Here is a 24,246-nt window from a genome sequence, read left to right as displayed (position 1 = left end):
CCTCGGTGTCACTCACGCCACCGCCCCCTTCGATTCCGCGATCCGTGCGAACTCCTCCACCGTCAGCGACTCCCCCCGCGCCCGCGGCGAGATTCCCGCCGCGACCAGCGCCGCCTCCGCCGCCGGGGCCGATCCGGCCCAGCCCGCGAGCGCCGCCCGCAGCGTCTTGCGGCGCTGTGCGAACGCCGCGTCCACGACCGCGAAGACCTCGGTACGCGACGCGGTGGTGGTGAGCGGCTTCGCGCGCCGGACGAGCGAGACGAGGCCCGAGTCGACGTTCGGCGCGGGCCAGAACACGTTGCGGCCGATGGCACCCGCCCGCTTGACCTCCGCGTACCAGTTGGCCTTCACCGACGGCACGCCGTACACCTTGTTGCCCGGGGCCGCCGCGAGCCGGTCGGCGACCTCCGCCTGGACCATGATCAGGGTGCGCTCGATCGTCGGGAAGTGCTCCAGCATGTGGAGCAGGACGGGCACGGCGACGTTGTACGGAAGGTTCGCCACCAGCGCCGTGGGCGTCGGCCCCGGCAGCTCGCGTACCCGCATCGCGTCGGCGTGCACCAGCGAGAAGCGGTCGGCGCGGGCCGGCATCCGGGCCTCGATGGTGCGCGGCAGCGCGGCGGCGAGGATGTCGTCGATCTCGACGGCCGTCACATGGTCGGCCGCCTCCAGCAGCGCCAGTGTCAGCGAGCCGAGCCCGGGACCCACCTCCACGACCACGTCGTCGGGCCGTACGCCGGCCGTGCGGACGATCCGGCGGACCGTGTTGGCGTCGATGACGAAGTTCTGGCCGCGCTGCTTCGTGGGGCGTACGCCCAGGGCCGCGGCCAGCTCGCGGATGTCCGCGGGGCCGAGCAGGGCGTCGGGGGCATGGGGCGCGCCGGAGGCGTCGTCGGGGACTTCGGGGGCGTCGTCGGGAACTTCGGGGGGCTCTGTGGTGCTCACCCGTGCAGCCTACGGCCGCAGTGCGGCCACGGACTCGCCCCCCTTTGCACATAGAGCTTCTTCGCCCGGAACGTCTGCTCGCCCGCCGACGCGTCCTGCGGACGTCCGCTGCCGCCGAGCGCCTGCCAGGTGCCGGTGTCGAACTGATACAGCCCGCCGTACGTCCCCGAGGGGTCGACCGCGTCCGGCCGGCCGCCCGACTCACAGGCGGCGAGCGCGGCCCAGTCGAGGCCGTCGGCGCCCGCGACGGAGGCCGGGCGCTGCTTCGTACCGACGCTGACGCGCTCGGTGACGGGCGCGCGGACGATCCGCTCGGCGATCCTGCGGGGCTTCCGCTTCACACCGTTGACGGCGCGCACGGCGTACGTGATCCGGCGTGTGCCCTGCTCGCCCTGGCGTGTGACGACCTCCGTGCCGGTGAAGAGCGAGGCGTCGCGGGTGCGTTCGGTGCCGTACGGGATCGCCTCGTCGCGGACGATCTCACTGCTGGTGATACGCATCACGGTGATCGTCTGGCCGTCGCGCGGGAAGCTGTCGGGCCGCACCGAGGTGGTGTCCTCGCCGCGCAGGGTGAGTCCGGCGTGGGCCAGGGCCTCGCGTACGGTCGCGGCGTTCGTACGGATGGTGCGCTCGCGCCCGTCGGCCATGAACGTCACGGTGCGTTCCGTCAGGACGTCGAGGGCGAGTCCGCCGCGCGGGATCGCGGACGAGCGCGAGACGGACAGGAGCGCGCCCTCCGCGCGGACGCCGAGTTGGCGCAGCGCGCCCTCGACGGTGTCGGCGGTCGTCCAGATCTGCCGGCGCCGGCCGTCGACGGTGAGCATGACGGGGCGGCCGTGGCGGACGACGACCGCGTCGCCGTTGGTGAGTTCGGCGCCGTGGCCGGGGGCGACGAGGTCGTGCTCGCCGATCTTCACGCCTTCGTCGTGCAGGAGTTCGGCCACGTCGTCGGCGAAGGTGTGGAGCGTGCGCGGGGTGCCGTCGACGCTCAGCTCGACCTCCTTGTCGCTGGCGACGAACGCGGAGGTGCCGCCGGCCAGGAAGGCGACGACGAGGGCCTGCGGAACGATCCGGCGGCGGGAGGGGGTGCGGGAGGAAGCACGGCCGGGGGCGGGGTCCGGCGCGGGCTGCGGCGCGGGCTCCGGCGCGGGCTCCGGCGTGCCCGCATGGACGGCCGGAGGTGGTGGCTGCTGGTGCGGTACCAGCGCTTCGGTGGGGTCGAACCAGGCCACGGTGGGCGCCGGTTCGGGGTACGGCCACGCGGCGACGCGATGCCCGCCGCGTCCGGCACGGTGACTGCCCTGCGCATTGCTCACGACGCTCGACGCTCCACAAATCCGGTCCGGCCCCCGATGCCCGGCGGACACTAGCGGAGCGGCGGTCACTCTCCAAAGCAACGCGACTACGTGACGTGACTGTTCGAGTGGGCGTCGAATCCACCTGCCCGCATGGGACCACCCGGCTCAGTACCCGAAAGCGCGCGCCGTGTTGGCCGAAATCGCCGTCGCCATCGCGTCCTCGTCGATCCCGCGCACCTCCGCCATCGCACGCACCGTGACCGGAATCAAATACGGCGCATTGGGCCGTCCTCGGTACGGAACGGGCGTCAGAAAAGGCGCGTCCGTCTCGACCAGAACGAGTTCGGGCGGAGCGACGACCAACGCCTCCCGCAGCGGACGCGCGTTCTTGAACGTCATATTTCCCGCGAAGGACATGAAGTAGCCTGCGGCGGCGCAGATTTCGGCCATTTCCGCGTCGCCCGAATAACAGTGGAAAACGGTGCGTTCCGGCGCGCCTTCGTCGGCCAGGACGCGCAACACGTCGGCGTGCGCGTCGCGGTCGTGGATGACGAGCGCTTTTCCGTGCCGTTTGGCGATCTCGATATGCGCGCGGAACGAGCGTTCCTGCGCGGCCATGCCCTCGGGACCCGTACGGAAGAAGTCGAGCCCGGTCTCGCCGACCGCCTTCACGTGCGGCAGCGCGGCCAGCCGGTCGATCTCGGCGAGCGCGTCGTCCAGGGCCGCGTCCCCGCCCGCCTCCCGCGCCCCCTGGCGCGACCAGCCGTCCGGGTCGCCGTGCACGATGCGCGGCGCCTCGTTGGGGTGCAGCGCGACCGCCGCGTGCACGGACCCGTGCGCGGCGGCGGTGTCGGCCGCCCAGCGGGACCCCTTCACGTCACAGCCCACCTGGACGACGATCGGCACTCCTACGGAGGCCGCCTTGGCGAGAGCGTCCTCGACGGTGCCGCTCTGCATGTCCAGGTGGGTGTGCGAATCCGCGACCGGCACCCGCAACGGTTCGGGTGCCGGCGGCGCTTCATCGGCGCGCGTGGCGCGCGTGGCGCCTTTTGTGCTGTTGGCGCTCTTGGGACTCATGGGGACGATCGTACGAGGACCGTGCCCGCCGGGTGCCGGGCGGCTACTTGCGGTGGAAAGGGTGCAGGAGATCCGAGAGGTGCCAGTGGTGGTGCGCCTTCGCACGCGCGCCCTCGGCGACGGCCGCCACGGCCGCCCCGCCCGCCTCGTCCGTCACGGGTACCGGCTTGGCCGGCTTCGCCGTCCTGTGCGCCTTGGGAGCCCTCTGCGCCTTGGGAGCCTTGGGTTCCTTGGGCGCTTTCGGCTCCCTGGGCGTCCTGGTGTAGTCCCACTGCTGGCTGAGGGCGCGCACCGAGGACACCTGACCCGAGCGCATGATGCGCACGACGTGGTGTCCGCAGTTGAGGCAGGTGGGACTCGACAGCGGCGAAGGCACCCGCAGTCCGTCCGCCTTGTACACGACGTACTGCTGACCCGAACCGTCCGTGTGGTGTTCTATGTCGTACGCCTGTTCCCAGCCGTGACCGCATCGCATGCAGCAGAACGCATATGCCTCGTGGGCGACGGCGTTGCCCGTGATCTCACTCATGCCAGCTCCTCTCCACTCGATCCAGTGGACGCCTATTCGGCCGGGAGCGCATCAGCGCTGTCGATTAATGGCAGGCTCTTGGCCTCCTCATGCCGAAAGGGCCCGGGAAGCGGTCCGCGCTTTGCTTTTCAAGATAGTCCTTTACCGTCACCAGGGCTTTTCAGGGCGGCATTCTTTGCCGCCACGACCGCATCGAACACCTCGCGCTTGGGAACCCCCGCTTCCAAGGCGACCGCGGCGATGGCCTCCTTCCGCCGCTCCCCCGCCTCCTCCCGCACCCCCACCCGGCGCACCAGCTCCGCCGGATCCGTCACGGGCGCGCTTTCCGGCGCCCCCTCCACGACGACGGTGATCTCCCCGCGCACGCCGTCGGCCGCCCACACGGCCAGTTCGCCCACGCCGCCGCGCTTCACCTCTTCGTACGTCTTCGTCAGCTCACGGCAGACGGCGGCCCGGCGCCCGGGGCCGAAGACCTCGGCCATCGCCGCGAGGGTGTCGTCCAGCCGGTGCGGCGCCTCGAAGTAGACGAGGGTGCGGCGCTCGCCGGCGACCTCGCGGAGCCTGCCCAGCCGCTCGCCCGCCTTGCGCGGCAGGAATCCCTCGAAGCAGAAGCGGTCGACGGGCAGCCCGGACAGCGCCAGCGCGGTCAGCACGGCGGACGGGCCCGGCACCGCGGTCACCTTGATGTCGCGTTCGACGGCGGCGGCCACGAGGCGGTAGCCGGGGTCGGAGACGGACGGCATCCCGGCGTCCGTCACGAGCAGCACGCGGGCGCCGCCGGCCAGCGCCTCGACGAGTTCGGGGGTACGGGCGCTCTCGTTGCCCTCGAAGTACGACACCACCCGGCCCGTGGTCCGCACGCCGAGCGCCTGGGTGAGCCTGCGCAGCCGCCGGGTGTCCTCGGCGGCGACGACGTCCGCGGTCGCCAGCTCGGAGGCGAGGCGCGGCGGGGCGTCGGAGGTGTCGCCGATGGGGGTCCCGGCGAGGACGAGGACGCCGGTCGGGGCTGCGGGGGCCGTTCCGCGGGAGGGCACAGTAGTCACGTACGCCATCCTCGCAGGGCGGCCCGCACGCCGTGTCCGGCCGCCTTCGCACCCCCGGCCCACCGCCGCCGCACCCCCGGTCCGCAGCCGTGTCCGCGGACGTGTGCCCACGTCACACAGTCGCGTTCCCTACGATGGCGCGGTGACCAGTACTGCGCCGGAAGCCCTCCAGGGTCGGGACGCCGAGGAAAGACCGCCGTCATGGCCCCAGCGGCTGCGGCGGTTCGGCTATGCGCCGAGACCCGTGATCGGGCTGCGCGAGCGGCTGGTCCCGCCCTACACGGAGCCGTCCGAACGCCTGTGGATCATGCTCGCCGTGCCGCCGCTCGTCGCCGGCCGGCTGACCCGCTGGTCGGCGTGGATCGGTCCGCTGCTGGTGGCGCTGGTCGCGGGGCTGATGCGGTTCTGGCACCTGGGCAGCCCCAAGGCGGTGATATTCGACGAGACGTACTACGCGAAGGACGCGTGGGCGCTCGTCAAGCAGGGGTACGAGGGGAGCTGGCCCAAGGACGTCGACAAGCTGATCCTGACCGACCCCTCGCAGGTCCCGGTGCCGGTCGACCCCGGGTATGTGGTGCACCCGCCGGTGGGCAAGTGGGTCATCGGGCTCGGCGAGCTGATGTTCGGCTTCGACCCGTTCGGCTGGCGCTTCATGGTGGCCGTGCTCGGCACGCTCTCCGTACTGATGCTGTGCCGTATCGGCCGCCGGCTGTTCCGTTCGACGTTCCTGGGGTGTCTGGCGGGCGGGCTGCTCACCGTCGACGGACTGCACTTCGTGATGAGCCGCACGGCACTGCTCGACCTGGTGCTGATGTTCTTCGTGCTGGCCGCGTTCGGCTGTCTGCTGCTGGACAGGGACTGGGCGAGACGGCGGTTCGCCGACGCGCTGCCGGTGGACGCGGAGGGGGTGCTGCGGCCGGACGTCGCCGTCGCCGGGGGGCTGCGGCTCGGCTTGCGGCCGTGGCGTATCGCGGCCGGCCTGATGCTGGGGCTGGCCTTCGCGACGAAGTGGAACGGCCTCTACATCCTGGCCGCGTTCGGGCTGCTCACGGTCCTGTGGGACGTGGGCGCGCGGCGCACCGCCGGCGCCGTGAACCCGTATCTCGCCGTACTCAAGCGCGACCTGCTGCCGGCCTTCGTCTCGACGGTCCCGGTGGCGATCGTCACCTACGTCGCGTCCTGGACCGGCTGGATCGTCAGCGACAAGGGCTACTTCCGGAACTGGGCCGCCACCGAGGGCAAGGGCGGGATCTGGTCCTGGCTGCCGGACTGGCTGCGCAGCCTGTGGCACTACGAGACCGAGGTCTACAGCTTCCACGTCAACCTGACCTCCGGGCACACCTACCAGTCCAACCCGTGGAGCTGGATCGTCCTGGGCCGCCCGGTCTCGTACTTCTACGAGGACCCGAGGGGCGGCACGCAGGGCTGCACGGCGGCCCCGGCGGACAAGTGCGCCCAGGAGGTCCTGGCGCTCGGCACCCCCCTGCTCTGGTGGGCGGCGTGCTTCGCGATCCTGTACGTGCTGTGGCGCTGGTTCTTCCGCCGCGACTGGCGCGCGGGCGCCATCGCCTGCGCGATCGCGGCGGGCTGGGTGCCGTGGTTCTTCTACCAGGAACGCACGATCTTCCTCTTCTACGCGGTGGTCTTCGTCCCGTTCCTGTGCCTGGCGGTGGCGATGATGATCGGCGCGATGGTGGGCCCGGCGGGCTCGGACGAGAGACGCAGGACGATCGGCGCGGTGGGGGCGGGGGTGCTGGTCCTGCTGATCGTGTGGAACTTCATCTACTTCTGGCCGATCTACACGGGGCAGACGATCCCCATCGGGGAGTGGCAGGACCGGATGTGGTTCGACACCTGGGTGTAGGGCGCGGGAACGCTCGGCCGGTCGGGCGGCTCGTGGGCCGTGCTCGTCCTCAATCGCCGGATGGGCTTGAACCAACTCGCCCTGGAACACGCCGTCCTCTCAGGGCGCGACGCCGACGTGGCCAGGGTCAGGACACTGCGCGGCCCGAACTGCCTTTTCAGGTGGTGGAGTTGAGCGAGCGGTTACCGCCTCGTCAACGAGCAGTCGAGCACTAGGCTGCTGCCCCACGCGAGTCAGCCGAAGGGGGAAGTCGTGCCACGGCCCGATACAGCGGTCAGGGCTCATACACGCCTGCTGTTGATGTACAACCTCACACCGCAGGTGCGGGTGCCCGACAACATGCTCCGCCCGCTGACCGAGGCGCTTGACCTCGGCCGGTTCGCCGCCCATGTCGAGGCCGCCGGGCGGCTGCTGCCACGGCTGGTGCTGCACGAGCGCGCCCCCGAGATCACGCTGCCGCCGAGCGCGGCCCGGGTCGACGGTGCGGCGATCACCCTGGCCGTCACGCCCCGCTGGGACCCGCTGCTCTTTGTGGACGTCGAAATCGCGGACGACGCGGACGTGATCGCCGACACTCTCTATGCCACCTGGCAGGACCGCTCCGCGACGCGCGTCGGCGGGGCGCCGCTGGCCGAGTGGCTCGACGGACGTCTGCGCGCGTACGGCGTGCCGGCCCGGCCCGCCGACCAGCCGCCGCTCAAGTTCGGCCGCAACGTCCACCAGAGCGTCTTTCCTGGAGCGGCGCTCGCACGAGGGCTGCTGGCCGAGCACGTGCCCGGCGACGCGGTCGGCCAGGACGTGGTGACGATCGTGCTGCGCGGCACGCTGGACGACGGCACCGGCGCCACCCTCGGCATACGCCGGCCGGAGACGCTGAACAACCCCGGCCAGACCATGGTCGCGCACGGCAGGGGTGTGTCATTGATCGTCGGCTACGCGCCACCGGTGGAGAACGCGTTCGGGCTGGCCGCGGCCGGCATCCTCAACGCGGTCGCGGCCGTGCACCGCATCCGGCTACAGGCGTTCGAGGCGCTGGAGCTCGACCGGGCCGCAGTGGTCGAGACGACGGACGATGCCCGCGCCCTGGTCGCGCGGCTCTCGCGCCGGCTCAGCGATCTCCAGCTCGACCTGAGCTTCAGCGTCGAGACGTACGCCGACACGATTCTCATCCCGGAGCTGCTGGTGGAGGGCTTCCACTCGTCGCTGCGCGGCGTCTCGGCGCTGGCGGACGCGCTGGACAACACGTCCCGCATCGTCGAGCGCGTGAACGCCGTTCTCGCGACGCGACGCGTCGACCTGGAGACGGCGTCCCAGGAGTACGCCGAGGGCCGCGACCGGGTGCTGGCCGCGGTGATCGCCGCCGGCTCGGTCTTCGCGCTCCCGCCCGCGCTACTGCTCGCGTTCTTCGGCGTCAACAGCAGCGACGTGGACCCCCGCCGGTCGATCCTGGACCTCAACCACTACGGTGTCGCCTACGCGATCGCCTGGTTGCCATTCCTGCTGCTGATCGCCGCCGGCCTGGTCGCGCGCCGCCGAATATCACTGCGGCTGTCCGCCCCGGACGCCGTCACTTCCGATCGGCGCCGAACTCGGCGTTCCTGGCGTTCCTGGTTCAGACGCTCGCGGCGCCGGTCGGCTTAGCGGTCCGTACGGCGATCGAGGACCAACCGGTCGCGGCCCTGGGTTCTGTCCGGCGGATCACCGCACGCGGAGTCCGTCGCGTCGCGCGGGTCCCGGCGGCGGGACCACCGTCGCGGTCCGATAGCGGACAGGTCCGCGTTCACCCGGGTCCCGTACAGCGCGAAACCATTGCTCCTTGCACACGTTCGAACGTGGCCGGGGACGCTCCTGGGGGGAGGGGACCGCACCCATGCCCAGTGGAGCCAAGGTCGCCGTCGTCGGCGGCGTGTTCGACGACCACGCGCTGCCCGCGGAGGCCCGGCAGGTCTTCGGCCTCGGGCTGGACTGGCAGACCGGCGTCGCGTCGGCGGACGGCAGCGTGCCGGAGTCGTCCGGGGGCGGGGCCGCCGCGCAGTACATAGGCCAGGGCACCATCCAGATGAACGTACTGAACATCGCGTCCGTCACCGCGACCACGAAGGACGGCACGTTCCGCCAGCCCGTCATCGTCCCGCGCGACCTCGACAACCGCCAACTGGCGGTGGCCGAGCGGCAGTTGCCGGGCGCGGTGGGCCGGCAACTGCGCGACATGATGCGGGCGACGGCCTCGTGGGGCACCGGCAAGGCGGCGATGGCCGCGCTCGGCGGTGACAAGGGCGCGAAGACGGGGTCCGCCGAGGTGGACGGGCAGGCCACGTCGCACAGTTGGTTCACCGGCTTCCAGGACGACCTGGCCGCCGCGGCGAGCGTCGAGGCGGGTGGCCACGGCGGGGACGCGGCGGGGACGCGGCGGGGCCGGTGGTCGCCGCCGTACTCGCGGCGGGGTGAGGGGCGGGGGGTGAGGGGCGGGGCGCCCGGCCGGAAGACGGGTCACGGGCCGAGCGCGCTCAGTGAGGCAACTGGTACTACTGGGTGCATGCATGAAGAGACCGCGCGGTCCGCGATCGACACGTTCATCTCCGCGTTCAACGCCTCGGACGACAGCTATGTGACCGGGCTGCTCTCCCAGGCCCTGACCGCGGACGTGGTCTTCTGGGGACCGCTGGGCCGCAGTGAGGGAGTGGAGGCTGTCGAGCGATTCGTCCTGGACATCCGCCACCACCCGGCGGGCACCGGCACGATGGTGCGCTGCTCGGCGGTGGACATGCCGGACGAATGGGCCCGGTACGAGTGGGTCTTCACCACACCGGACGGCGGCCCCCGCCTGGCGGGAACGGACGTCGTCCATCTGCGGCGGAACCTCATCGACCAGGTCATCGTCTTCGCGGGCGAGATCGAACCGAACGGAGCTTAAGGGCTGTGGCCGGGAAGGTTCACCGGGCTGCGCGGCTCTTGGGCCGCTGGGGGCGGCCGGCCGGAGTCACCGGCCGCGCCGCCGCCGGCAGGGCTGTTTCATTGCCCGGTGGTGAGCCGGGCCGCGAACTCAAGCCGACCACGCCGAGCATGGTGCTGCCCTGATCGACGCGTTGGTGCACATGACAGACGTGTCCTGCCAGGCGAAGTCGCGCCACTGGCCGTCGGTCCGTCGGTCCGTCGCTCTCAGCCGGGACAGAACGCTCTTTCAGTCAAGGCAGAACTCGTTGCCCTCGGGATCCGTCATCACGAGGTGGCCGGGGCTCAGCGACGCGGGCTCGTCGCGGCGTACGCGGGTGGCCCCCAGCGCCACGAGCCGGTCACACTCGGACTCCAGCGCCGCCATCCGGGCCGCTCCCTCCAGTCCCGGAGCCGCGCGGATGTCGAGGTGGACGCGGTTCTTGGCGACCTTGTCCTCCGGCACCCGCTGGAAGAAGAGCCGGGGGCCGCGCCCCTCCGGGTCCTCCACGGCCGACCGGGTGTTGCGCTGCTCCTTCGGTACGCCCAGCCCCGCGAGGAAGTCGTCCCACGCGGCCAGCGGGTCGGCGCCCTCGGGCAGGTCGACTCCGGGCGGGCCGGGGTGGACGTAGCCGAGCGCGTCGCGCCAGAAGGCCGACAGGGCCTGCGGGTCGTGCGCGTCGAAGGTGATCTGGAGCTGGCGGCTCATGGGGTGGCTCCGTTCGTGGTGGGCTGTGCGGCGGATTTCGTGTGGTGGTAGAGGTCGCGCAGCAGGCAGACCTCGGACAGATGGTGGATCAGCTCCCGGTGGATGTGCAGCACCAGATCGGCCATCGGCGCCTCGGGATACGGCTCCTTCGGGCCGACCGGGGGCCGGAGCCCGGCTTCGCCGAGGCTCCGCACGCCGGCCAGCCAGGCATCGAGCTGTGCCTCCAGCTGGCCGAGCGCCGTCCGGGCGTCGCCGGCGTACTCCCACGTCTCGTACGACACCGGCGGCCCCCCGAAGTGCGCCGCGTTGCGCGCGGCGAGCACGCCGACGATGACGTGTCCGAGCCGCCAGGAGATGGTGGTGAAGGCCGCCGGGACCGGGCCGGGATACGCGTAGTCGATCGTGAAGTCCCCGGCACCGAACCCCGTCGGCTCTGTCGGCTCTGTCGGCTCTGTCGGCTCTGTCGAGTCGCCCGAGTCGCCCGAGTCGCCCGTGTCGCCTGTCGAGTCGCCGCGTGGCCTCACGTTCCAGGCGTCCGGCACCGGCGACCAGAAGTACTCGTCGTCGGTGAGGCCGTCGAGCCGGGGCCGTAGCTGATGGTTCCAGTGGAACTCCCACTGCTCGCGCAGTGTCCGGTTCCAGTCGAGTTCGTCCGCGTCGTCCATGGGACCACCGTGACACCCATGGCGGACAGGATCGGTCCGCCATCTCTGTCAGGCTGGCGACATGGATACGGACCGGGGCACCACGGAACGGGTGCTCACCCTGCTCGGGCTGTTGCAGCAGCGTCAGGTCTGGACCGGCCCCGAGCTGGCCGACCGGCTCGGGGTCACGTCGCGCACCGTGCGGCGTGATGTCGAGCGGCTGCGCGCGCTCGGCTATCCGGTGCGGGCCGGCCAGGGCGTCGGCGGTGGCTACCGGCTCGGCCCGGGGCAGGAGTTGCCGCCGCTGCTCCTCGACGACGAGGAGGCGATCGCCACCGCGGTCTCGCTGCTCGTCGGCGCGGGTGGCGCGGTCGCCGGTGCCGGCGACGCCGCGCTCCGGGCGCTGACCAAGCTCGACCAGGTGCTGCCCACCCGGCTGCGGCACGAGGTGCGCGCGCTGTCCGGTTCGGTGGAGTCCTTCGGCGGTGGCCGCTCGCCGGTCGACCCCCAGGTGCTCATGACGCTGGCCAGGGCCTGCCGCGACGAGGTCGAGGCCGGCTTCGACTACCGGTCCGGGCGCGCCCCGTCCGGCGGCGCCCCCTCCGGGGGCGAGGTGCGACGGCGGCGGTGCGAGCCGTACCGCCTGGTCGCCTCCGACCGGCGCTGGTACCTCCTCGCCTACGACCTCGACCGCGAAGGCTGGCGCACCTTCCGCGTCGACCGGATGACCGAGGTGTCCGTACGGACCTGGCGCTTCCGCCCGCGCACGGCGCCCGACGCGGCGGCGTACGTGCAGGAGGGCGTGGCGAGCCGGGTCTACCCGCATCGGGCGCGCTTCCTCGTGCACGCGCCGGCCGACACGGTGCGCGAGCAGATCCCGGCGGCGGCTGCCGTCGTACGGGAGCGGGGACACGAACAGGGAGGCGAGCGGGGACAAGAGCGTGGACAGGAGCGTGGACAGGAGCGTGGACAGGAGCGTGGACAGGAGCGTGGAGGCGAGTGCTGCGAGGTGCTGAGCGGCGGCGGCAACCTCGACTCCGTACTGATGCATGTGCTCCTGCTGGGGCACGACTTCGAGGTGCTCGACCCGCCTGAGCTGGCGGACCGCTGCCGCGTGCTGGCGGAGAGACTGCGGTCGGCCGGCGGCTGACGGCGCGTGAGAGACGCGTACGTCGGTGGAACACGTTCGCACCGCCCCTCCCCTGCCACTAGCGTGCCCGTCATGAGCAACCCCGACGGCACGCCTGACACCCCCGGCACCAACGCCGACGCCACCACCTCCACCACCTCCACCGCCTCCGCCACCGCCGCCCATCCCCGTTTCGCCGAAGCCCTGCGCGAGTTGGGCCTCGACGACCTGACCGGCCAGGTCCGCACCTTCCCGGACGCCACCCGCACGGCGGCCGAGGCCGCCGCCGCCATCGGCTGCGAACTCAGCGAGATCGTCAAGTCGCTGATCTTCGAGGCCGACGGCGTCCCGGTCCTGGTCCTGATGGACGGCGCCTCGCGCGTCGATGTGGAGCGCGTACGGGAGGAGTTGGGCGCCGGGGCGGTCAAACGGGCGCGCGCCGATCTCGTACGGGAGACCACCGGTTACGCGATCGGCGGCGTACCGCCCTTCGGCCACCGCACCCGCACCCGCGTGCTCGCCGACCGGGGGCTGCTCGACCACGACGTGGTGTGGGCGGCGGCCGGCACCCCGCACGCGGTGTTCCCGATGGACCCCAAGAGCTTGGTCTCGTACGCCGGCGGCACCCTGGCGGACCTCCGCGAGCGCATGGCGTGACGCCCGTCGTCGCCGCGGCCGTCCTCCTGGCGGCGGTCACGCACGCCACTTGGAACGCGATCGCGCACACCATCAAGGACCAGTTGGTCGCCTTCACCCTGATCGCCGGCGGCGGCACCGTGATCGGCGCGGTCCTCGTGTGCTTCGCGCCGTTCCCGGCCGCCGGGGCGTGGCCGTATCTGATCGTGTCCGCGCTGGTGCACGTCGGCTACCAGGCGCTGCTGATGCGGTCGTTCAGCCTCGGCGACTTCGGCCAGATGTACCCGATCGCACGCGGCACCGCGCCGCTGCTGGTGACCGTCCTGGCGGCGGTCTTCGTCGGCGAGTCGCTGGACCGCTGGCAGGCGACGGGGGTGGCCGTCGCCTCGGCGGGGCTGGTCTGCGTGGCGCTGTGGGGCATGCGGGGCGCGGAGACGAAGCCGCAGTGGCCCGCGTTGCTGGCCGCGCTCGCGACGGGGGTGTCGATCGCCGCGTACACCGTGGTGGACGGGGTGGGCGTACGCGAGTCGGGATCGCCCCTGGGCTACATCGGCTGGCTGATGATCCTCCAGGGCGCGCTGATCCCGGCGTACGCGCTGTACGCGCGCCGCGGCCTGCTCCTCGCCCAACTGCGCCTGCACGCACGGCTCGGCCTGCTCGGCGCGGTGCTGTCGGTGGGGGCGTACTCCCTGGTGCTGTGGGCCCAGACACGCGCGGCGCTCGCGCCGATCGCGGCGCTGCGGGAGTCGTCGATCATCGTGGGGGCGGTGATAGGCGCGGTGTTCTTCAAGGAACGGTTCGGTACGCCGCGCATCGCGGCGGCCGGGCTGATGGTGATCGGCATCGGCCTGATGCTGCACACGAGTTGAGGAAGCGAGACAGGACAGAGATGAACAACAGACGACGGAAGAAACTGTCGCGGCGCCTGGTGTGGGCCGCACGGCTCGGCAGTGCGGCGGAGGTCGCGGCACTGCTGCGGGCCGGGGCGCCCGCCCAGACGTACGACTCCGAGGGGTCGACGCCCCTGTACGCGGCGTCCGTGCAAGGCAACACCGACTCCGTACGCCTCCTGCTGGCGGCGGGCGCGCTGCCCGACACCGAGAGCGGGGGAGGCACGGAGGGCACGCCGCTGTGCGGGGCCGCGTGCTGGGGGCATGCCGGCGCCGTACGCGAACTGCTCGCGCACGGCGCCGATCCGCGCCTGTGCGAGGACGGCGGCAGTGGGCGCTCGCCGCTGTACTGGGCGCAGCGGGAGCCACATCCGGAGACGGTGCGGCTGCTGGAGGAGGCGGGCGCTTAGGCCCTGTCCGGCGTGTTACGCGCGGCGGCTACGCGGGGTACGCGCGCTACGCGGGCGGCATCGGCAGCCGCCAGTACTGGCGTCCGTCCTCGTCGCGGACCGCCAGACCCAGCCCGTTCAACTCGTCGCGCAGTACCCGGACATCGCCCGCCGTGCCCGTCTTGCGCATCGCCTGCGCGCGGGCGCTGAGCAGGGCGTTCGCGCCCACCGGGAGGCCCGGGGTGTCCGGAACCCAGACGCGGAAGTCGGCCTTGTGCGGGTCCTCGGCCGCCCATGTGTAGCCGTGGGTCGTGAAGGCGGTGGCCAGGGCCGCGCGGTCCAGGTCGCAGGGCTCGCGGGCCGTCTCCTCGGTGCGGTGGCCGAGCAGTACGAGGAACTTGCCGTCCAGGAAGACCGGGCCGACGTCGGCGTGGAGCAGCTCGCGGGTCTCGTCGCGGATGGTGAGCGTGACGTGGGTGTCCGCCACCCGTACGGTCAGCGACTCGTGCAGCGCGATGAACGCCACCAGCACACCGAGCAGCGTGCCCGCCGTCACCCCGGCGACGGTGAACCACGGCTCGGGGATCGAGTTCAGCAGCTCCGCGGGACCCTTCATCGGGGCCCAGCGCAGTGTCACCAGCCAGTTGGCGAGCAGTTTGAGCAGCCAGCCGGCGACCGCCCCGATCGCGGCGAAGGCCGGAACGACCCAGCCCGGTGGGGCCAGCACGGTGGTGTCGGTCGGCGCGGCGGGTTCCGGCCCTTTTCTCATACCTGTCCTCATGCCTGTCCTCGTGCCAGTCCTCGTAGCTGTCCTCGTGCCAGTCCTCGTAGCTGTCCTCGTGCCTGTCCTCGTGCCAGTCCTCGTGCCAGTCCCCAGGTCCATGCTCAGGTCCATCCTCAAGCGGACGCTTTCTTCTTCGCCGCGTCGGTCGCGAAAATCACGGCGAGCCCGAGCAGCGTCGCGACGACGTGGCCGGGCACCTCGTACCCGTCGGGAAGGATGAACCGGAAGAAGCCGAAGACGGTCGGCATCCAGTCGATCCAGTGCGCGAGGAGCCCGGTGACGCCCGCCGCGACCAGTCCGAAACCGATGAGTTCGAGGATTGACTTCATACGCCGAGGCTAGGAAGCGGGAGCCGGGGCCGGTATCGGCCGAAGGGATCCGTGGGCGTGACCAAAGTATTGGCCTTGCGCAGCGGCCTCCGGACGGACCGTCACGCTTTCGCCTCGCGCGCCTTGCCCTCGCGCCTTGCCCTCGATCGCACTCCAAGTCCTAGAGTGCCCCGCGTACGCCCCAGGGGATGCCTGACCAGCAAGGGAGCACGACATGCGTTACCGCACTCTCGGCGGCACCGGTATCGAGGTGAGCGCCCACTGCCTCGGCACCATGATGTTCGGCTCCGTCGGCAACAGCGACCACGACGACTCCGTACGCGTCATCCACGCCGCCCTCGACCAGGGCGTCAACTTCGTGGACACGGCGGACATGTACTCCGCCGGTGAGTCCGAGTACATCGTCGGCAAGGCCCTCAAGGGCCGCCGCGACGACGTCGTCCTCGCGACCAAGGTCTACTTCCCGATGGGCGAGGGCCGCAACCGCGGCGGCAACTCGCGGCGCTGGATCGTCAAGGAGGTGGAGGAGAGCCTGAAGCGGCTGGACACGGAGTGGATCGACCTCTACCAGATCCACCGGCCCGACCACACGACGGACATCGAGGAGACCCTTTCCGCGCTGACCGATCTCGTACGGGAGGGCAAGATCCGCGCCTTCGGCTGCTCGACGTTCCCCGCCGAGGAGATCGTGGAGTCGCACGTCGTGGCCGAACGCAGGGGGCTCCACCGGTTCAGGACCGAGCAGCCGCCCTACTCGATCCTGGCGCGCGGCATCGAGACGTCGGTGCTTCCGGTGTGCGACCGGTACGGGATGGGCGTGCTGACGTGGAGTCCGCTCGCCTCCGGCTTCCTGACGGGCAAGTACCGCAAGGGCGGCGCGATCGACCTGACCACGGGCCGCGCCGCGCTCACCCCGGCGCGGTTCGATCCGTCGCTCCCGGTGAACGCCGCCAAGCTGGAGATCGTCGAGCGGCTGGTCGAGCTGGCGGACGGTATCGGCTGTTCGCTGCCCGAGCTGGCGGTGGCCTTCACGGCCGCGCATCCCGCCGTGTCGTCGGTCATCATCGGCCCGCGCACGATGGAGCAGTTGGAGGGTCTGTTGAAGGGGGCGTCACTCACCCTGGACGACGCGGTACTCGACCGTATCGACGAGATCGTGGCGCCCGGGACGAACGTCTACCAGCCGGACGGTGCCTGGAAGCCGCCCGTGCTGACGGACGCGTCCCTCCGCCGGCGGCCGGTCGCGGACCGGGCCGCGGCGTAGAAATCTGACGGTACGTCATACGAGTTGGCGCGCTGGACTCGTTGGCCGCGACGGCGGTCAAGTGGGGTGTCGGAAGCCCGGCTTGACCGCCATGGGCGCGAGCAGCACTTCCACCGGGGCGCGTGCCGCCACCATCCGCCGGAAGCGGGCGAGTTGGGAGGGCATGTCCACACACAGCGCGCCGGTGACGTGCTGTCCGTCCGTGTACACGGCGACGAACCGGCACTCGGCCACCGTCCCCGAGACGACGTACGGGACACCCGTTCCGCGCCCGACGAACTCGATCGTGGTGCCGTACTGCTCCGACCGGAAGTACGGCAGCGACTCGAAGGGCAGCGCGCCCGCACCGTCCGCCAGCAGAGTCTCGGCCGCGGCCACGGCCTGCTCCACGGTGTCGGCGCGGTGCTCGACCCGCATCACCTCGCCGAACAGCGGGTTGTACCAGCGGGCCACACTCCCGGCCGCCACGACGCGCGCCGCACCCACCGCCGCGCACGTCGCGTCCAGGAGCACCCCGTCCTCGATGTCGAGGCCGCTCCCCCGCAGCCAGTCGGTGCGCGGCGCGCGGCCGGCCGCGATGACCACCACGTCGGCCGGTACGGAGGTGCCGTCGGCCAGTTCGACCCCGTCGGGGCGCAGCGCGACGGCCCGGACGCCGGTCGTCAGGACCGTGCCGTGGTCGCGGTGCAGCGCGGCCAGCTCCCGCCCCATGGCCGTACCGAGCACCCGCGCCAGCGGGGCGGGGCCCGCCTCGACGACGGTGACGTCGAGGCCGCGGGCCCGGCACTCCGACGCGATCTCGCAGCCGACGAATCCGGCGCCGACGACGGCGACCCGGGGGCCGCCGAGGAGGGCGGCGCGCAGCGCGAGGCAGTCCTCGAAGGTACGGAGGACGTAGACGGCCGGGTGGCCACTCCGCAGCCCGGCGGGCTGCCGCGCCACGACACCGGTCGCGATGACCAGTCCGTCGAAGTCCAGGGTCCGGGCACCGGACAGCTGGAGGGTGCCGCCGGGGTAGCCCATGAGTCCCTTGAGGCTCTTGAGGTCGAGCCCTTCCGGCGTCGTGTCCAGCAACAGCTCGGCGTCGAGGCCGGGCTCGACCGGCAGCCGGGTGCCGTCGATGTCCCCGCCGGTCAGCACGGCCTGGGCGAGCGGAGGACGGTCGTACGGCGGGAAGTCGCTCTCCGCGCCGACCAGGGTGAGCCGGCCGTCGTAGCCGCGCCGGCGCAGGGTCTCGGCGGCGCGTACACCGGCGAGGGAGGCACCGACCACGGCGATATGACGGAGCGTTCCGTCGATTCCGCGCATCCCGGTCATCTGCTGTTCGCCGCTTGGTTCGTAGGGTCACTGTTCACTCGATTGGCCTCTACCCAAAACCTGTCAAGAGGCGTTAAAAGCTGACGCGCCCGCCGCTCACCTCACCACTCGTTTCGCCACTCGCCGCGCCCGCCGCGGACCGGCGGGAGACCCTGATGGCAGACGGCCGGGCCGCCCACGCCCGGCACGTACGACGAGGAGACGGTCTTCCTTGACTTCCGCCGAGCACGCCGAGCACGCCGAGCACGCCGAGCACGTCGAGCACGTCGAGCACGTCGAGCACGCAGACCACCCGGACCACGCAGACCCGGCCGCCGGCCTCTCCCCCGACGCCGGGCTCCTCTCGCCCGGCCGGGCGGGCTCCGCCGCCGAGGCGGCGACCGGCGACGCCGCCTTCCTCCGGGCGATGCTCGACGCCGAGGCGGCGCTGGTCCGCGCCCAGGCGGCGGTCGGTCTCGCGCCGGGGGCGGCGGCCGACGCGATCACAGCGGCGGCGACAGCGACGGCGGAGCGGTTCGACGTACGGGACGTGGCACTGCGGGCGCGCCCCGGAGGCGACCCGGTGACCCCCCTCGTGGCGGATCTGACGGCGGCGGTGAACGACGAGGACGTCGCGCGGTACGTCCACCGGGGCGCGACCGGCCAGGACATCGTGGACACGGCGATGATGCTGGTCGCCGCCCGTACGGTGCCACTGGTCCTGGCGGATCTGGACCGTACGGCCGACGCGCTCGCCGCCCTGGCCACGGCCCACCGCACGACCCCGATGGCGGGGCGCGCCCTCACGCGGCACGCGGCCCCGACGACGTTCGGGCTGAAGGCGGCGGGCTGGCTCTCGTCGGTACGGGACGCCCGCACCCGGTTGGCCGCCGTCCGGCTCCCGGCCCAACTGGGCGGCGAGGCAGGCACGTTGGCGGCGTTCGCGCGGGTCGAAGACCCGATACGCGGCGCGCCCGGCACGACCTCCACCGCCGCGTCCTGCGAGCCCGTGTACGACCTGACCGGCGCGCTGGACACCACGCTGGACAGCCCTCCCGAGCCGCTGCCTGACTACCCGCCCGCCGCGGGTCCCGCTCCGGGGCCGGATCCGGAGCCCGGCCTCGGGGTCGGCCCCGCGCCCGACGAGCCGGTCTACGACCTGACGGGCTCGGGCGAGGCCCAGGAATCGGATCGGAGCGCCCCCGGCACCGGCACCGGCACGGACGCCGCCCCGGACACGGGCGCGAACACGGACACAGACACGAACACGGAGACGGACACGGACACGGACACGGATACCGGAATACGCCTCCTCGCCGCGTACGCCGCCCAGCTGCGCCTCGCCGAACCGGCACTGCCGTGGCACACCCTCCGTACCCCCGTCGCCGATCTCGGCTCGGCCCTCGCCTTCACGGCGGGCGCGCTCGGGAAGCTGGCCGCCGACGTGCTGGTGCTGTCCCGGACCGAGATCGGGGAGGTCGCCGAGGGGTGCGGCGGCGGTTCGTCCGCGCTGCCGCACGAGCGGAACCCGGTGCGGGCCACCCTGATCGCCGCCGCCGCGCGACAGGCACCCGCGCTCGCCTCCGTACTCCTGGGAGCGCTGGTCGCCGAGGACGAACGCCCCGCCGGTCCCTGGCACGCCGAGTGGCAGCCGCTGCGCGAGCTGCTGCGGCTGACCGGCGGAGCCGCCCGCGACGCCGCCGAACTCGCCCACGGCCTGCGCGTCTTCCCCGACCGGATGCGGGACAACCTCGCCCTCACGCACGGACTGCTCACCTACGAACGGCTCGCGGCGGCCCTGGCCCCCGCCGTCGGCCGGTCCCGCGCGAAGGAACTGCTCGGCGCCGCCGCCCGCCTCGCCACGAGCGCGGGCATCCCGCTCGCGCAGGCGCTGACCGAGACCGACCCGGCGGTCGCGGAACTGATCGGCGAGGCCCGCATGCGCGCCCTCACCGACCCGACCGCATACACGGGCTCCGCCCCGGCCCTCGTGGACCGCGCCCTCGTGGACCGCGCCCTGGCGGACCCCGAACAATCAGGCAGCGCGGGCTGATTGTTCCCAACCGGCGAGAGCCGCGTCGGTGTCGGCGCCCGCCAGGTCTGCGTTGATGTGCGCCCCGGCCAGGGCGCCGGCCGCGGCGGAGGCTCCCACCTGGGCGGTCAGGTCGGCGGCGTTGCCCGCCACCCACACACCCCGGACGTCCGTGGTGCCCGCCGGGCCGGTCGCGAAGTGGCGGCCCATGCCGCCCGGCAGATCCCGCATCGGCAGATTCAGCCCGCCGAGGCCGTCGGCGCGTACCCACAGCGTGGTCATGACCGCGAGAACCCGGCGGGGAACGAACCGGCCGTCGGCCAGCCGCACGCCGGCGATGCCGCCGCCCTCGGCGGCCTCGGCGGCCTCGATCGCGGCCGTGGGGGTGTCCACGACGCGGATGCCGCGGGCGGCGAAGCGTGCGCGGGTGTCCTGGTCCAGATCGGTTTCGCGGGTGAAGTAGACCAGGTCGTCGGTCAGTTGACGGAACAGCAGCGCGTGGTGGACGGAGGCCGGGCCGACCGCGAGGATCCCGATGGGTTCGTCGCGTACCTCCCAGCCGTGGCAGTACGGGCAGTGCACCACGCCGTGCCCCCAGTGCCGTGCGAGTCCGGGAACGTCGGGCAGTACGTCACGCGCTCCGGTGGCGACCAGCAGCCGGCGCGCCCGCAGGACGCCGCCGTCCGCCAGGGTCACGGCGAAGCGCGGATCACCTTCGGCGGCCGGGGCGGCCGGGGCGGTCGAGCCGACCGGGAGTGCGGCGGTCACCTCGCCGGTCACAACCCGCCCGCCGTACCGGCGCACCTCCTCCCGTCCCCTGCGCAGCAGTTCCGCCGGCGCGACGCCCTCCAGGCCGAGCAGGCCGTGCACACCCTCGGCGGGTGCGTTGCGGGGCGTGCCGCTGTCGATCACGGTGACCGAGCGGCGGGAGCGAGCGAGCATCAGCGCGCCGTTCAGCCCTGCGGCGCCGCCGCCGATCACCACGGCGTCGACGGTCTCGCAGTCGGTATCGGTATCGGTATCGCTATCGGTAGTCGTCACAGACATGTGCTTGACCTCTCCTCGCAGTGATCAGGGGGCCGCCGTTACGCCTTCACACTAAGCAAGCTGTGCGCATGAGGCATACAATCTTGCCTATGACGCAAGACGATGGTGAGCTGGACAGCCTGGTACGCAAACGGATCCGCGCGCTGCGGATGGCACAGGGCTGGTCCCTCGACGAGTTGGCCACCCGCGCCCGCCTCAGCCCCTCCACGCTCAGCCGGATCGAGACCGGTCAGCGCCGGCTGGCTCTGGACCAGCTCGTCACCCTCGCCCGCGCCCTGGACACCTCACTCGATCAGCTCGTCGAGACGGCCGCGGACGATGTCATCTCCAGCCCGGTGATCGACGCGGCCCACCAGCAGATGCGGTGGCCCGTACGGGCAGACCCGGGCATGACGGTCGTACGTCAGCGGATGACGGATCCGCCGTCCGACCGCCCTTCGGCCATGCGGGCCCACCCCGGCCACGAATGGTTCGTCGTCCTGTCCGGTACGGCGATCCTGCTGCTGGGGAACCGCCGCTTCCGCGTGGAGACCAATCAGGCCGCGGAGTTCCCCACCATGCTTCCGCACGCGATCGGCGCGGAGGGCGGCCCCTGCGAGGTGCTGGGCATCTTCGACCGCGACGCCCGCCGGGGGCACCGGAGCGGCGAGAACGCGGGGGACGCCGACCGCCCGTCGAAGTGAGGCGCGCGGCACCCGGCGCGCGTCTGCGTTGCGTGTTCAGCAGCTCAACGAGCCATCGTCTTGCGCATCCGGAAAGCGACCGCGCCGGACGCCGATGATCCACCTAGCGTGCATGTCATGACACACGCACCCCACCAACACGGACACCAGCACGGCCAGCAGCACGGCCACCCGCAAGGCCACCCGCAAGGCCACCCGCAGGACGACGCCGACGACCAGACCGAGATCCTCGATCTCGACGCGGAAGTGCTCGCCGAGCACATCGCGTCCATCACCGCATGGCTGCCCGTCAAAGCCGCCCCCCGGCACATCGTCGACCTGGGCAGCGGGACCGGAGCCGGCACTCTCGCCCTGCTCAACCGCTTCCCCGACGCCGAGGTGACCGCCGTCGACACCTCGGCCGCCCATCTGGACCGCCTGCTGGAGAAGGCCGAGTCGGCGAGCCTGGCCGACCGTGTGCGTACCGTCCGGGCCGACCTCGACACCGACTGGCCCGACCTCGGCACACCCGATCTCGTGTGGGCCTCGGCCTCCCTGCACCACATGGCCGACCCCGACCGCACCCTGCGCCAGGTCCACGACACCCTCGCGCCGGGCGGGCTGTTCGCCGTCGTCGAACTGGCGGGCTTCCCGCGTTTCCTGCCCGCCGACGCCCCGGCGGACCGGCCCGGCCTTGAGGAGCGCTGCCATGCCGCGATCGACCGTCACCACACCGAACACCTGCCGCACCGCGGCGCCGACTGGGGACCCAAGCTGACCGCCGCCGGCTTCACCGTCGAGGGCGAACGCACCGTCACCGTGAACATCGCCCCGCCCCACACCGAGGCGGTCGGCCGCTACGCGCTCGCCGGCCTGCGCCGTATGCGTGGCGGCGTCGCCGAGTTCCTGACGGCCGAAGACCTGGCCGCTCTGGACCAGCTGCTCGACACCGAGAGCCCGCGCGGCATTCTGCGCCGCGACGACCTGACGGTGCGCACGGAGCGCACCGTATGGGCGGCACGCTCTCCCGCTTGAGTCCGCCGAGTCCGCCGAGTCCGCTGCGACCCGGCCCCTCGCGGCCGGTTCGCGGCCGGGTCGCGAGACCGGTTCGCCCCATTTAGAGTCAGATCCGATGAACGGTGGCGTTCCCTGTCCGAGGGCGCGCACCACCCCGTTCACCACCCCCACCTATGACTGATTCACCGGCCACGCCGCCGAACAACGCGAAGAGCGCCGACGCCCCCGACCAGGGCCGCGGCAACGGCATCGCCCTGGCCATCATCGCCTCCTGCCAGTTGATGGTGGTCCTCGACGTCACCATCGTGAACATCGCGCTCCCCCACATCCAGAGCGCGCTCGACTTCTCCACCCAGAACCTGTCGTGGGTGGTCAACGCGTACACCCTCACCTTCGGCGGTCTGCTGCTGCTCGGCGGGCGCCTCGGCGACATCCTCGGGCGGCGCCGGGTCTTCATGTTCGGCATCGCGCTCTTCGCTGCCGCCTCCCTGCTCTGCGGTCTCGCGCAGGACTCGTGGCAACTGCTGGCCGCCCGCGCGATCCAGGGCATCGGCGGCGCGATCGCCTCCCCGACGTCCCTGTCGCTGATCACCACCACGTTCCGCGAAGGACCCGCGCGCAACCGGGCGTTCGGCGTGTTCGCGGCCGTCTCGGCGGGCGGCAGCGCGATCGGGCTGCTGGCCGGCGGCATCCTGGTGGAATGGCTCGACTGGCGGTGGATCTTCTTCGTCAACGTGCCGATCGGGCTGGTGCTCATCCTTCTGACGCCCCGCTTCATCAAGGAGTCCGAGCCGCGCCCCGGCCACTTCGACGTCGTCGGCGCGCTCACCGCGACGCTGGGCATGGTGTGTCTGGTGTACGGGTTCATCCGGGCGTCCGAGGAGGGCTGGACCGACGCTCTGACGCTCGGGTCCTTCGCCGCGGCGGTGGTGCTGCTGTTCCTCTTCATCGTCATCGAGCGCCGTTCGCCGCAGCCGATCACTCCGCTGTGGATGTTCCGTGACCGCAACCGCGCGGGTGTCTACGGAATGATGCTGAGCCTGGCCGCCGCGCTGTTCGGCATGTTCTTCTTCCTGACGCTCTTCGTGCAGGAGGTTCTGAACTTCAGCCCGCTCCGGGCCGGTCTCGCCTTCCTCCCGGTCAGTGTGGTCATCGCGATCGGCGCGGGCATCGCCTCACAGCTCCTGCCGCGCTGGGGTCCGAAACCGTTCATGGTGTCCGGCGCGATCCTGGCCGCCGGTGGTCTCGCGTGGCTGACGCTGACGGACGTGAACAGCACCTATCTGGGCAGCCTGCTGGGCCCGGTGCTGATCTTCGGCCTCGGCATGGGTTTCCAGTTCGTGTCGCTGACCCTGATGGCGCTGTCGGGCGTCAGCCAGCAGGAGTCCGGTGCGGCCTCCGGCGTCTTCAACGCGACGCAGCAGGTGGGCGGTTCACTGGGGCTGTCCATCCTGGTGACGGTGTTCGGCACCGCCAGCAGGGACGAGGCGACGACCCAGGCCCGGGACTTCCTGGCGCACGCGACCCCGGCCCAGAAGCTGACGTTCCAGAAGACGGGCACGCTGCCCAAGCCGTGGAGCGACGAGGTGCTGACGGCAGGTGTCTCGAACGCGTTCATCGTGGCGGCGGTGTTCGCCGTCGTGTCGGCCCTGATCGCGCTGTTCGTGATCCAGGTACGGGCCTCCGACCTCGAACGCCTCCAGGGCGGCATGCCGCCGCCGGGCGCCTGAG

Annotated in this window: 23 protein-coding genes and 1 pseudogene; 13 read left to right on the top strand and 11 right to left on the bottom strand. The window is 72.1% G+C overall.

All coding sequences use genetic code 11. From position 1 onward, the window contains the following. Positions 1 to 12 precede the first annotated feature (12 nt). The 5 genes from rsmA to rsmI all read right to left on the bottom strand — a co-directional run bounded on the left by rsmA (position 13) and on the right by rsmI (position 4,892). Entirely contained in the window at positions 13 to 858 is an 846-nt protein-coding gene (gene rsmA / locus OG700_RS24320; RefSeq protein ID WP_405621927.1) for a 16S rRNA (adenine(1518)-N(6)/adenine(1519)-N(6))-dimethyltransferase RsmA, read from the bottom strand. Positions 859 to 941: 83 nt separating this feature from the next. After that, the gene (locus tag OG700_RS24315) at positions 942 to 2,150 is read right to left on the bottom strand and encodes a ubiquitin-like domain-containing protein (protein WP_405621925.1); all 1,209 of its coding nucleotides are present in this window, start codon (positions 2,148 to 2,150) and stop codon (positions 942 to 944) included. A 258-nt stretch (positions 2,151 to 2,408) separates the two neighbouring features. Further along, the gene (locus OG700_RS24310; protein WP_405616963.1) at positions 2,409 to 3,320 is read right to left on the bottom strand and encodes a TatD family hydrolase; all 912 of its coding nucleotides are present in this window, start codon (positions 3,318 to 3,320) and stop codon (positions 2,409 to 2,411) included. A gap of 43 nt (positions 3,321 to 3,363) precedes the next feature. Beyond that, positions 3,364 to 3,849, bottom strand: a complete 486-nt coding sequence (locus OG700_RS24305; RefSeq protein WP_405616961.1) for a hypothetical protein — start codon at positions 3,847 to 3,849, stop codon at positions 3,364 to 3,366. A gap of 128 nt (positions 3,850 to 3,977) precedes the next feature. Further along, complete coding sequence (rsmI, locus tag OG700_RS24300) at positions 3,978 to 4,892, bottom strand: 16S rRNA (cytidine(1402)-2'-O)-methyltransferase (RefSeq protein ID WP_405616959.1); 915 nt, start codon at positions 4,890 to 4,892, stop codon at positions 3,978 to 3,980. 142 nt (positions 4,893 to 5,034) lie between these two features. Between rsmI and OG700_RS24295 the strand changes: the two genes are divergently transcribed. The 4 genes and pseudogenes from OG700_RS24295 (at position 5,035) to OG700_RS24280 (ending at position 9,670) form a co-directional block, all read left to right on the top strand. Then, positions 5,035 to 6,756, top strand: a complete 1,722-nt coding sequence (locus OG700_RS24295) for a dolichyl-phosphate-mannose--protein mannosyltransferase (protein ID WP_405616957.1) — start codon at positions 5,035 to 5,037, stop codon at positions 6,754 to 6,756. Positions 6,757 to 7,008: 252 nt separating this feature from the next. Further along, positions 7,009 to 8,397 (top strand): hypothetical protein, encoded by a 1,389-nt coding sequence (locus OG700_RS24290; protein WP_405616955.1) that lies wholly within the window; start codon positions 7,009 to 7,011, stop codon positions 8,395 to 8,397. A 265-nt stretch (positions 8,398 to 8,662) separates the two neighbouring features. Beyond that, positions 8,663 to 9,160, top strand: a pseudogene (locus tag OG700_RS24285) (penicillin-binding transpeptidase domain-containing protein); the annotation flags it as partial. Between the two features lie 132 nt (positions 9,161 to 9,292). Continuing rightward, a complete protein-coding gene (locus tag OG700_RS24280; protein WP_405621923.1) occupies positions 9,293 to 9,670 on the top strand; it encodes a nuclear transport factor 2 family protein in 378 nt (125 codons plus the stop codon). 267 nt (positions 9,671 to 9,937) lie between these two features. Here the strand turns inward: OG700_RS24280 and OG700_RS24275 are convergent, their stop codons facing one another. Continuing rightward, positions 9,938 to 10,396, bottom strand: coding sequence for a VOC family protein (locus OG700_RS24275; RefSeq protein ID WP_405616953.1), 459 nt, complete (start codon positions 10,394 to 10,396; stop codon positions 9,938 to 9,940). Next, on the bottom strand, positions 10,393 to 11,061 hold the full coding sequence (locus OG700_RS24270) for a DinB family protein (protein WP_405616951.1): 669 nt from the start codon (positions 11,059 to 11,061) through the stop codon (positions 10,393 to 10,395). Before OG700_RS24270 ends, OG700_RS24275 begins: the two co-directional genes overlap by 4 nt. A 61-nt stretch (positions 11,062 to 11,122) precedes the next feature. Here OG700_RS24270 and OG700_RS24265 point away from each other — a divergent pair, with 61 nt between their 5' ends. From OG700_RS24265 to OG700_RS24250, 4 genes are all read left to right on the top strand, one after another. Continuing rightward, positions 11,123 to 12,190 (top strand): helix-turn-helix transcriptional regulator, encoded by a 1,068-nt coding sequence (locus tag OG700_RS24265; protein ID WP_405616949.1) that lies wholly within the window; start codon positions 11,123 to 11,125, stop codon positions 12,188 to 12,190. A 72-nt stretch (positions 12,191 to 12,262) separates the two neighbouring features. Next, positions 12,263 to 12,826 (top strand): YbaK/EbsC family protein, encoded by a 564-nt coding sequence (locus tag OG700_RS24260; RefSeq protein ID WP_405616947.1) that lies wholly within the window; start codon positions 12,263 to 12,265, stop codon positions 12,824 to 12,826. Next, the gene (locus OG700_RS24255; protein ID WP_405616945.1) at positions 12,823 to 13,674 is read left to right on the top strand and encodes an EamA family transporter; all 852 of its coding nucleotides are present in this window, start codon (positions 12,823 to 12,825) and stop codon (positions 13,672 to 13,674) included. The genes OG700_RS24260 and OG700_RS24255 overlap by 4 nt, the downstream gene beginning before the upstream one ends. Before the next feature lie 20 nt (positions 13,675 to 13,694). Continuing rightward, on the top strand, positions 13,695 to 14,105 hold the full coding sequence (locus OG700_RS24250; protein ID WP_405616943.1) for an ankyrin repeat domain-containing protein: 411 nt from the start codon (positions 13,695 to 13,697) through the stop codon (positions 14,103 to 14,105). 46 nt (positions 14,106 to 14,151) lie between these two features. On the opposite strand, the gene OG700_RS24245 is transcribed toward OG700_RS24250, so the two are convergent. After that, a complete protein-coding gene (locus OG700_RS24245) occupies positions 14,152 to 14,853 on the bottom strand; it encodes a hypothetical protein (protein WP_405616941.1) in 702 nt (233 codons plus the stop codon). A 128-nt stretch (positions 14,854 to 14,981) separates the two neighbouring features. Beyond that, a complete protein-coding gene (locus tag OG700_RS24240; protein ID WP_405616939.1) occupies positions 14,982 to 15,197 on the bottom strand; it encodes a hypothetical protein in 216 nt (71 codons plus the stop codon). A gap of 214 nt (positions 15,198 to 15,411) precedes the next feature. Between OG700_RS24240 and OG700_RS24235 the strand changes: the two genes are divergently transcribed. After that, positions 15,412 to 16,461 carry an aldo/keto reductase gene (locus OG700_RS24235; protein ID WP_405616937.1) on the top strand — a complete coding sequence of 350 codons (1,050 nt, stop codon included), beginning with the start codon at positions 15,412 to 15,414 and terminating at the stop codon, positions 16,459 to 16,461. Positions 16,462 to 16,518: 57 nt separating this feature from the next. Here OG700_RS24235 and OG700_RS24230 read toward each other — a convergent pair whose 3' ends face one another. Further along, entirely contained in the window at positions 16,519 to 17,769 is a 1,251-nt protein-coding gene (locus OG700_RS24230) for an NAD(P)/FAD-dependent oxidoreductase (protein ID WP_405616935.1), read from the bottom strand. A gap of 220 nt (positions 17,770 to 17,989) precedes the next feature. Here OG700_RS24230 and OG700_RS24225 point away from each other — a divergent pair, with 220 nt between their 5' ends. Further along, positions 17,990 to 19,810, top strand: a complete 1,821-nt coding sequence (locus tag OG700_RS24225) for a lyase family protein (protein WP_405616933.1) — start codon at positions 17,990 to 17,992, stop codon at positions 19,808 to 19,810. Here the strand turns inward: OG700_RS24225 and OG700_RS24220 are convergent. Beyond that, the gene (locus tag OG700_RS24220; RefSeq protein WP_405616931.1) at positions 19,793 to 20,836 is read right to left on the bottom strand and encodes an NAD(P)/FAD-dependent oxidoreductase; all 1,044 of its coding nucleotides are present in this window, start codon (positions 20,834 to 20,836) and stop codon (positions 19,793 to 19,795) included. The two genes, OG700_RS24225 and OG700_RS24220, sit on opposite strands and share 18 nt — an antisense overlap. An 89-nt stretch (positions 20,837 to 20,925) precedes the next feature. Here OG700_RS24220 and OG700_RS24215 point away from each other — a divergent pair, with 89 nt between their 5' ends. The 3 genes from OG700_RS24215 to OG700_RS24205 all read left to right on the top strand — a co-directional run bounded on the left by OG700_RS24215 (position 20,926) and on the right by OG700_RS24205 (position 24,245). Continuing rightward, positions 20,926 to 21,519 carry a helix-turn-helix domain-containing protein gene (locus OG700_RS24215; protein WP_405616929.1) on the top strand — a complete coding sequence of 198 codons (594 nt, stop codon included), beginning with the start codon at positions 20,926 to 20,928 and terminating at the stop codon, positions 21,517 to 21,519. A 117-nt stretch (positions 21,520 to 21,636) separates the two neighbouring features. Then, complete coding sequence (locus tag OG700_RS24210; RefSeq protein ID WP_405616927.1) at positions 21,637 to 22,533, top strand: class I SAM-dependent methyltransferase; 897 nt, start codon at positions 21,637 to 21,639, stop codon at positions 22,531 to 22,533. A 155-nt stretch (positions 22,534 to 22,688) separates the two neighbouring features. Next, positions 22,689 to 24,245, top strand: coding sequence for an MFS transporter (locus OG700_RS24205; protein WP_405616925.1), 1,557 nt, complete (start codon positions 22,689 to 22,691; stop codon positions 24,243 to 24,245). The last annotated feature ends 1 nt before the right edge of the window (position 24,246 follow it).

Origin of the sequence: Streptomyces sp. NBC_01508 (assembly GCF_045040315.1) — a bacterium.
Classification (GTDB): domain Bacteria; phylum Actinomycetota; class Actinomycetes; order Streptomycetales; family Streptomycetaceae; genus Streptomyces.
The sequence above is the reverse complement of the archived record's forward strand: the minus strand, read 5'-3'. Positions and strand labels throughout refer to the sequence as shown.

Coding starts and splice junctions, on each gene's coding strand:
- OG700_RS24310 (WP_405616963.1), bottom strand. CDS start 3,320: ATGAGTCCCAAGAGCGCCAACAGCACAAAAGGCGCCACGCGCGCCACG.
- OG700_RS24305 (WP_405616961.1), bottom strand. CDS start 3,849: ATGAGTGAGATCACGGGCAACGCCGTCGCCCACGAGGCATATGCGTTC.
- OG700_RS24280 (WP_405621923.1), top strand. CDS start 9,293: ATGCATGAAGAGACCGCGCGGTCCGCGATCGACACGTTCATCTCCGCG.
- OG700_RS24275 (WP_405616953.1), bottom strand. CDS start 10,396: ATGAGCCGCCAGCTCCAGATCACCTTCGACGCGCACGACCCGCAGGCC.
- OG700_RS24270 (WP_405616951.1), bottom strand. CDS start 11,061: ATGGACGACGCGGACGAACTCGACTGGAACCGGACACTGCGCGAGCAG.
- OG700_RS24265 (WP_405616949.1), top strand. CDS start 11,123: ATGGATACGGACCGGGGCACCACGGAACGGGTGCTCACCCTGCTCGGG.
- OG700_RS24260 (WP_405616947.1), top strand. CDS start 12,263: ATGAGCAACCCCGACGGCACGCCTGACACCCCCGGCACCAACGCCGAC.
- OG700_RS24250 (WP_405616943.1), top strand. CDS start 13,695: ATGAACAACAGACGACGGAAGAAACTGTCGCGGCGCCTGGTGTGGGCC.
- OG700_RS24245 (WP_405616941.1), bottom strand. CDS start 14,853: ATGAGAAAAGGGCCGGAACCCGCCGCGCCGACCGACACCACCGTGCTG.
- OG700_RS24240 (WP_405616939.1), bottom strand. CDS start 15,197: ATGAAGTCAATCCTCGAACTCATCGGTTTCGGACTGGTCGCGGCGGGC.
- OG700_RS24235 (WP_405616937.1), top strand. CDS start 15,412: ATGCGTTACCGCACTCTCGGCGGCACCGGTATCGAGGTGAGCGCCCAC.
- OG700_RS24230 (WP_405616935.1), bottom strand. CDS start 17,769: ATGCGCGGAATCGACGGAACGCTCCGTCATATCGCCGTGGTCGGTGCC.
- OG700_RS24220 (WP_405616931.1), bottom strand. CDS start 20,836: ATGTCTGTGACGACTACCGATAGCGATACCGATACCGATACCGACTGC.
- OG700_RS24215 (WP_405616929.1), top strand. CDS start 20,926: ATGACGCAAGACGATGGTGAGCTGGACAGCCTGGTACGCAAACGGATC.
- OG700_RS24210 (WP_405616927.1), top strand. CDS start 21,637: ATGACACACGCACCCCACCAACACGGACACCAGCACGGCCAGCAGCAC.
- OG700_RS24205 (WP_405616925.1), top strand. CDS start 22,689: ATGACTGATTCACCGGCCACGCCGCCGAACAACGCGAAGAGCGCCGAC.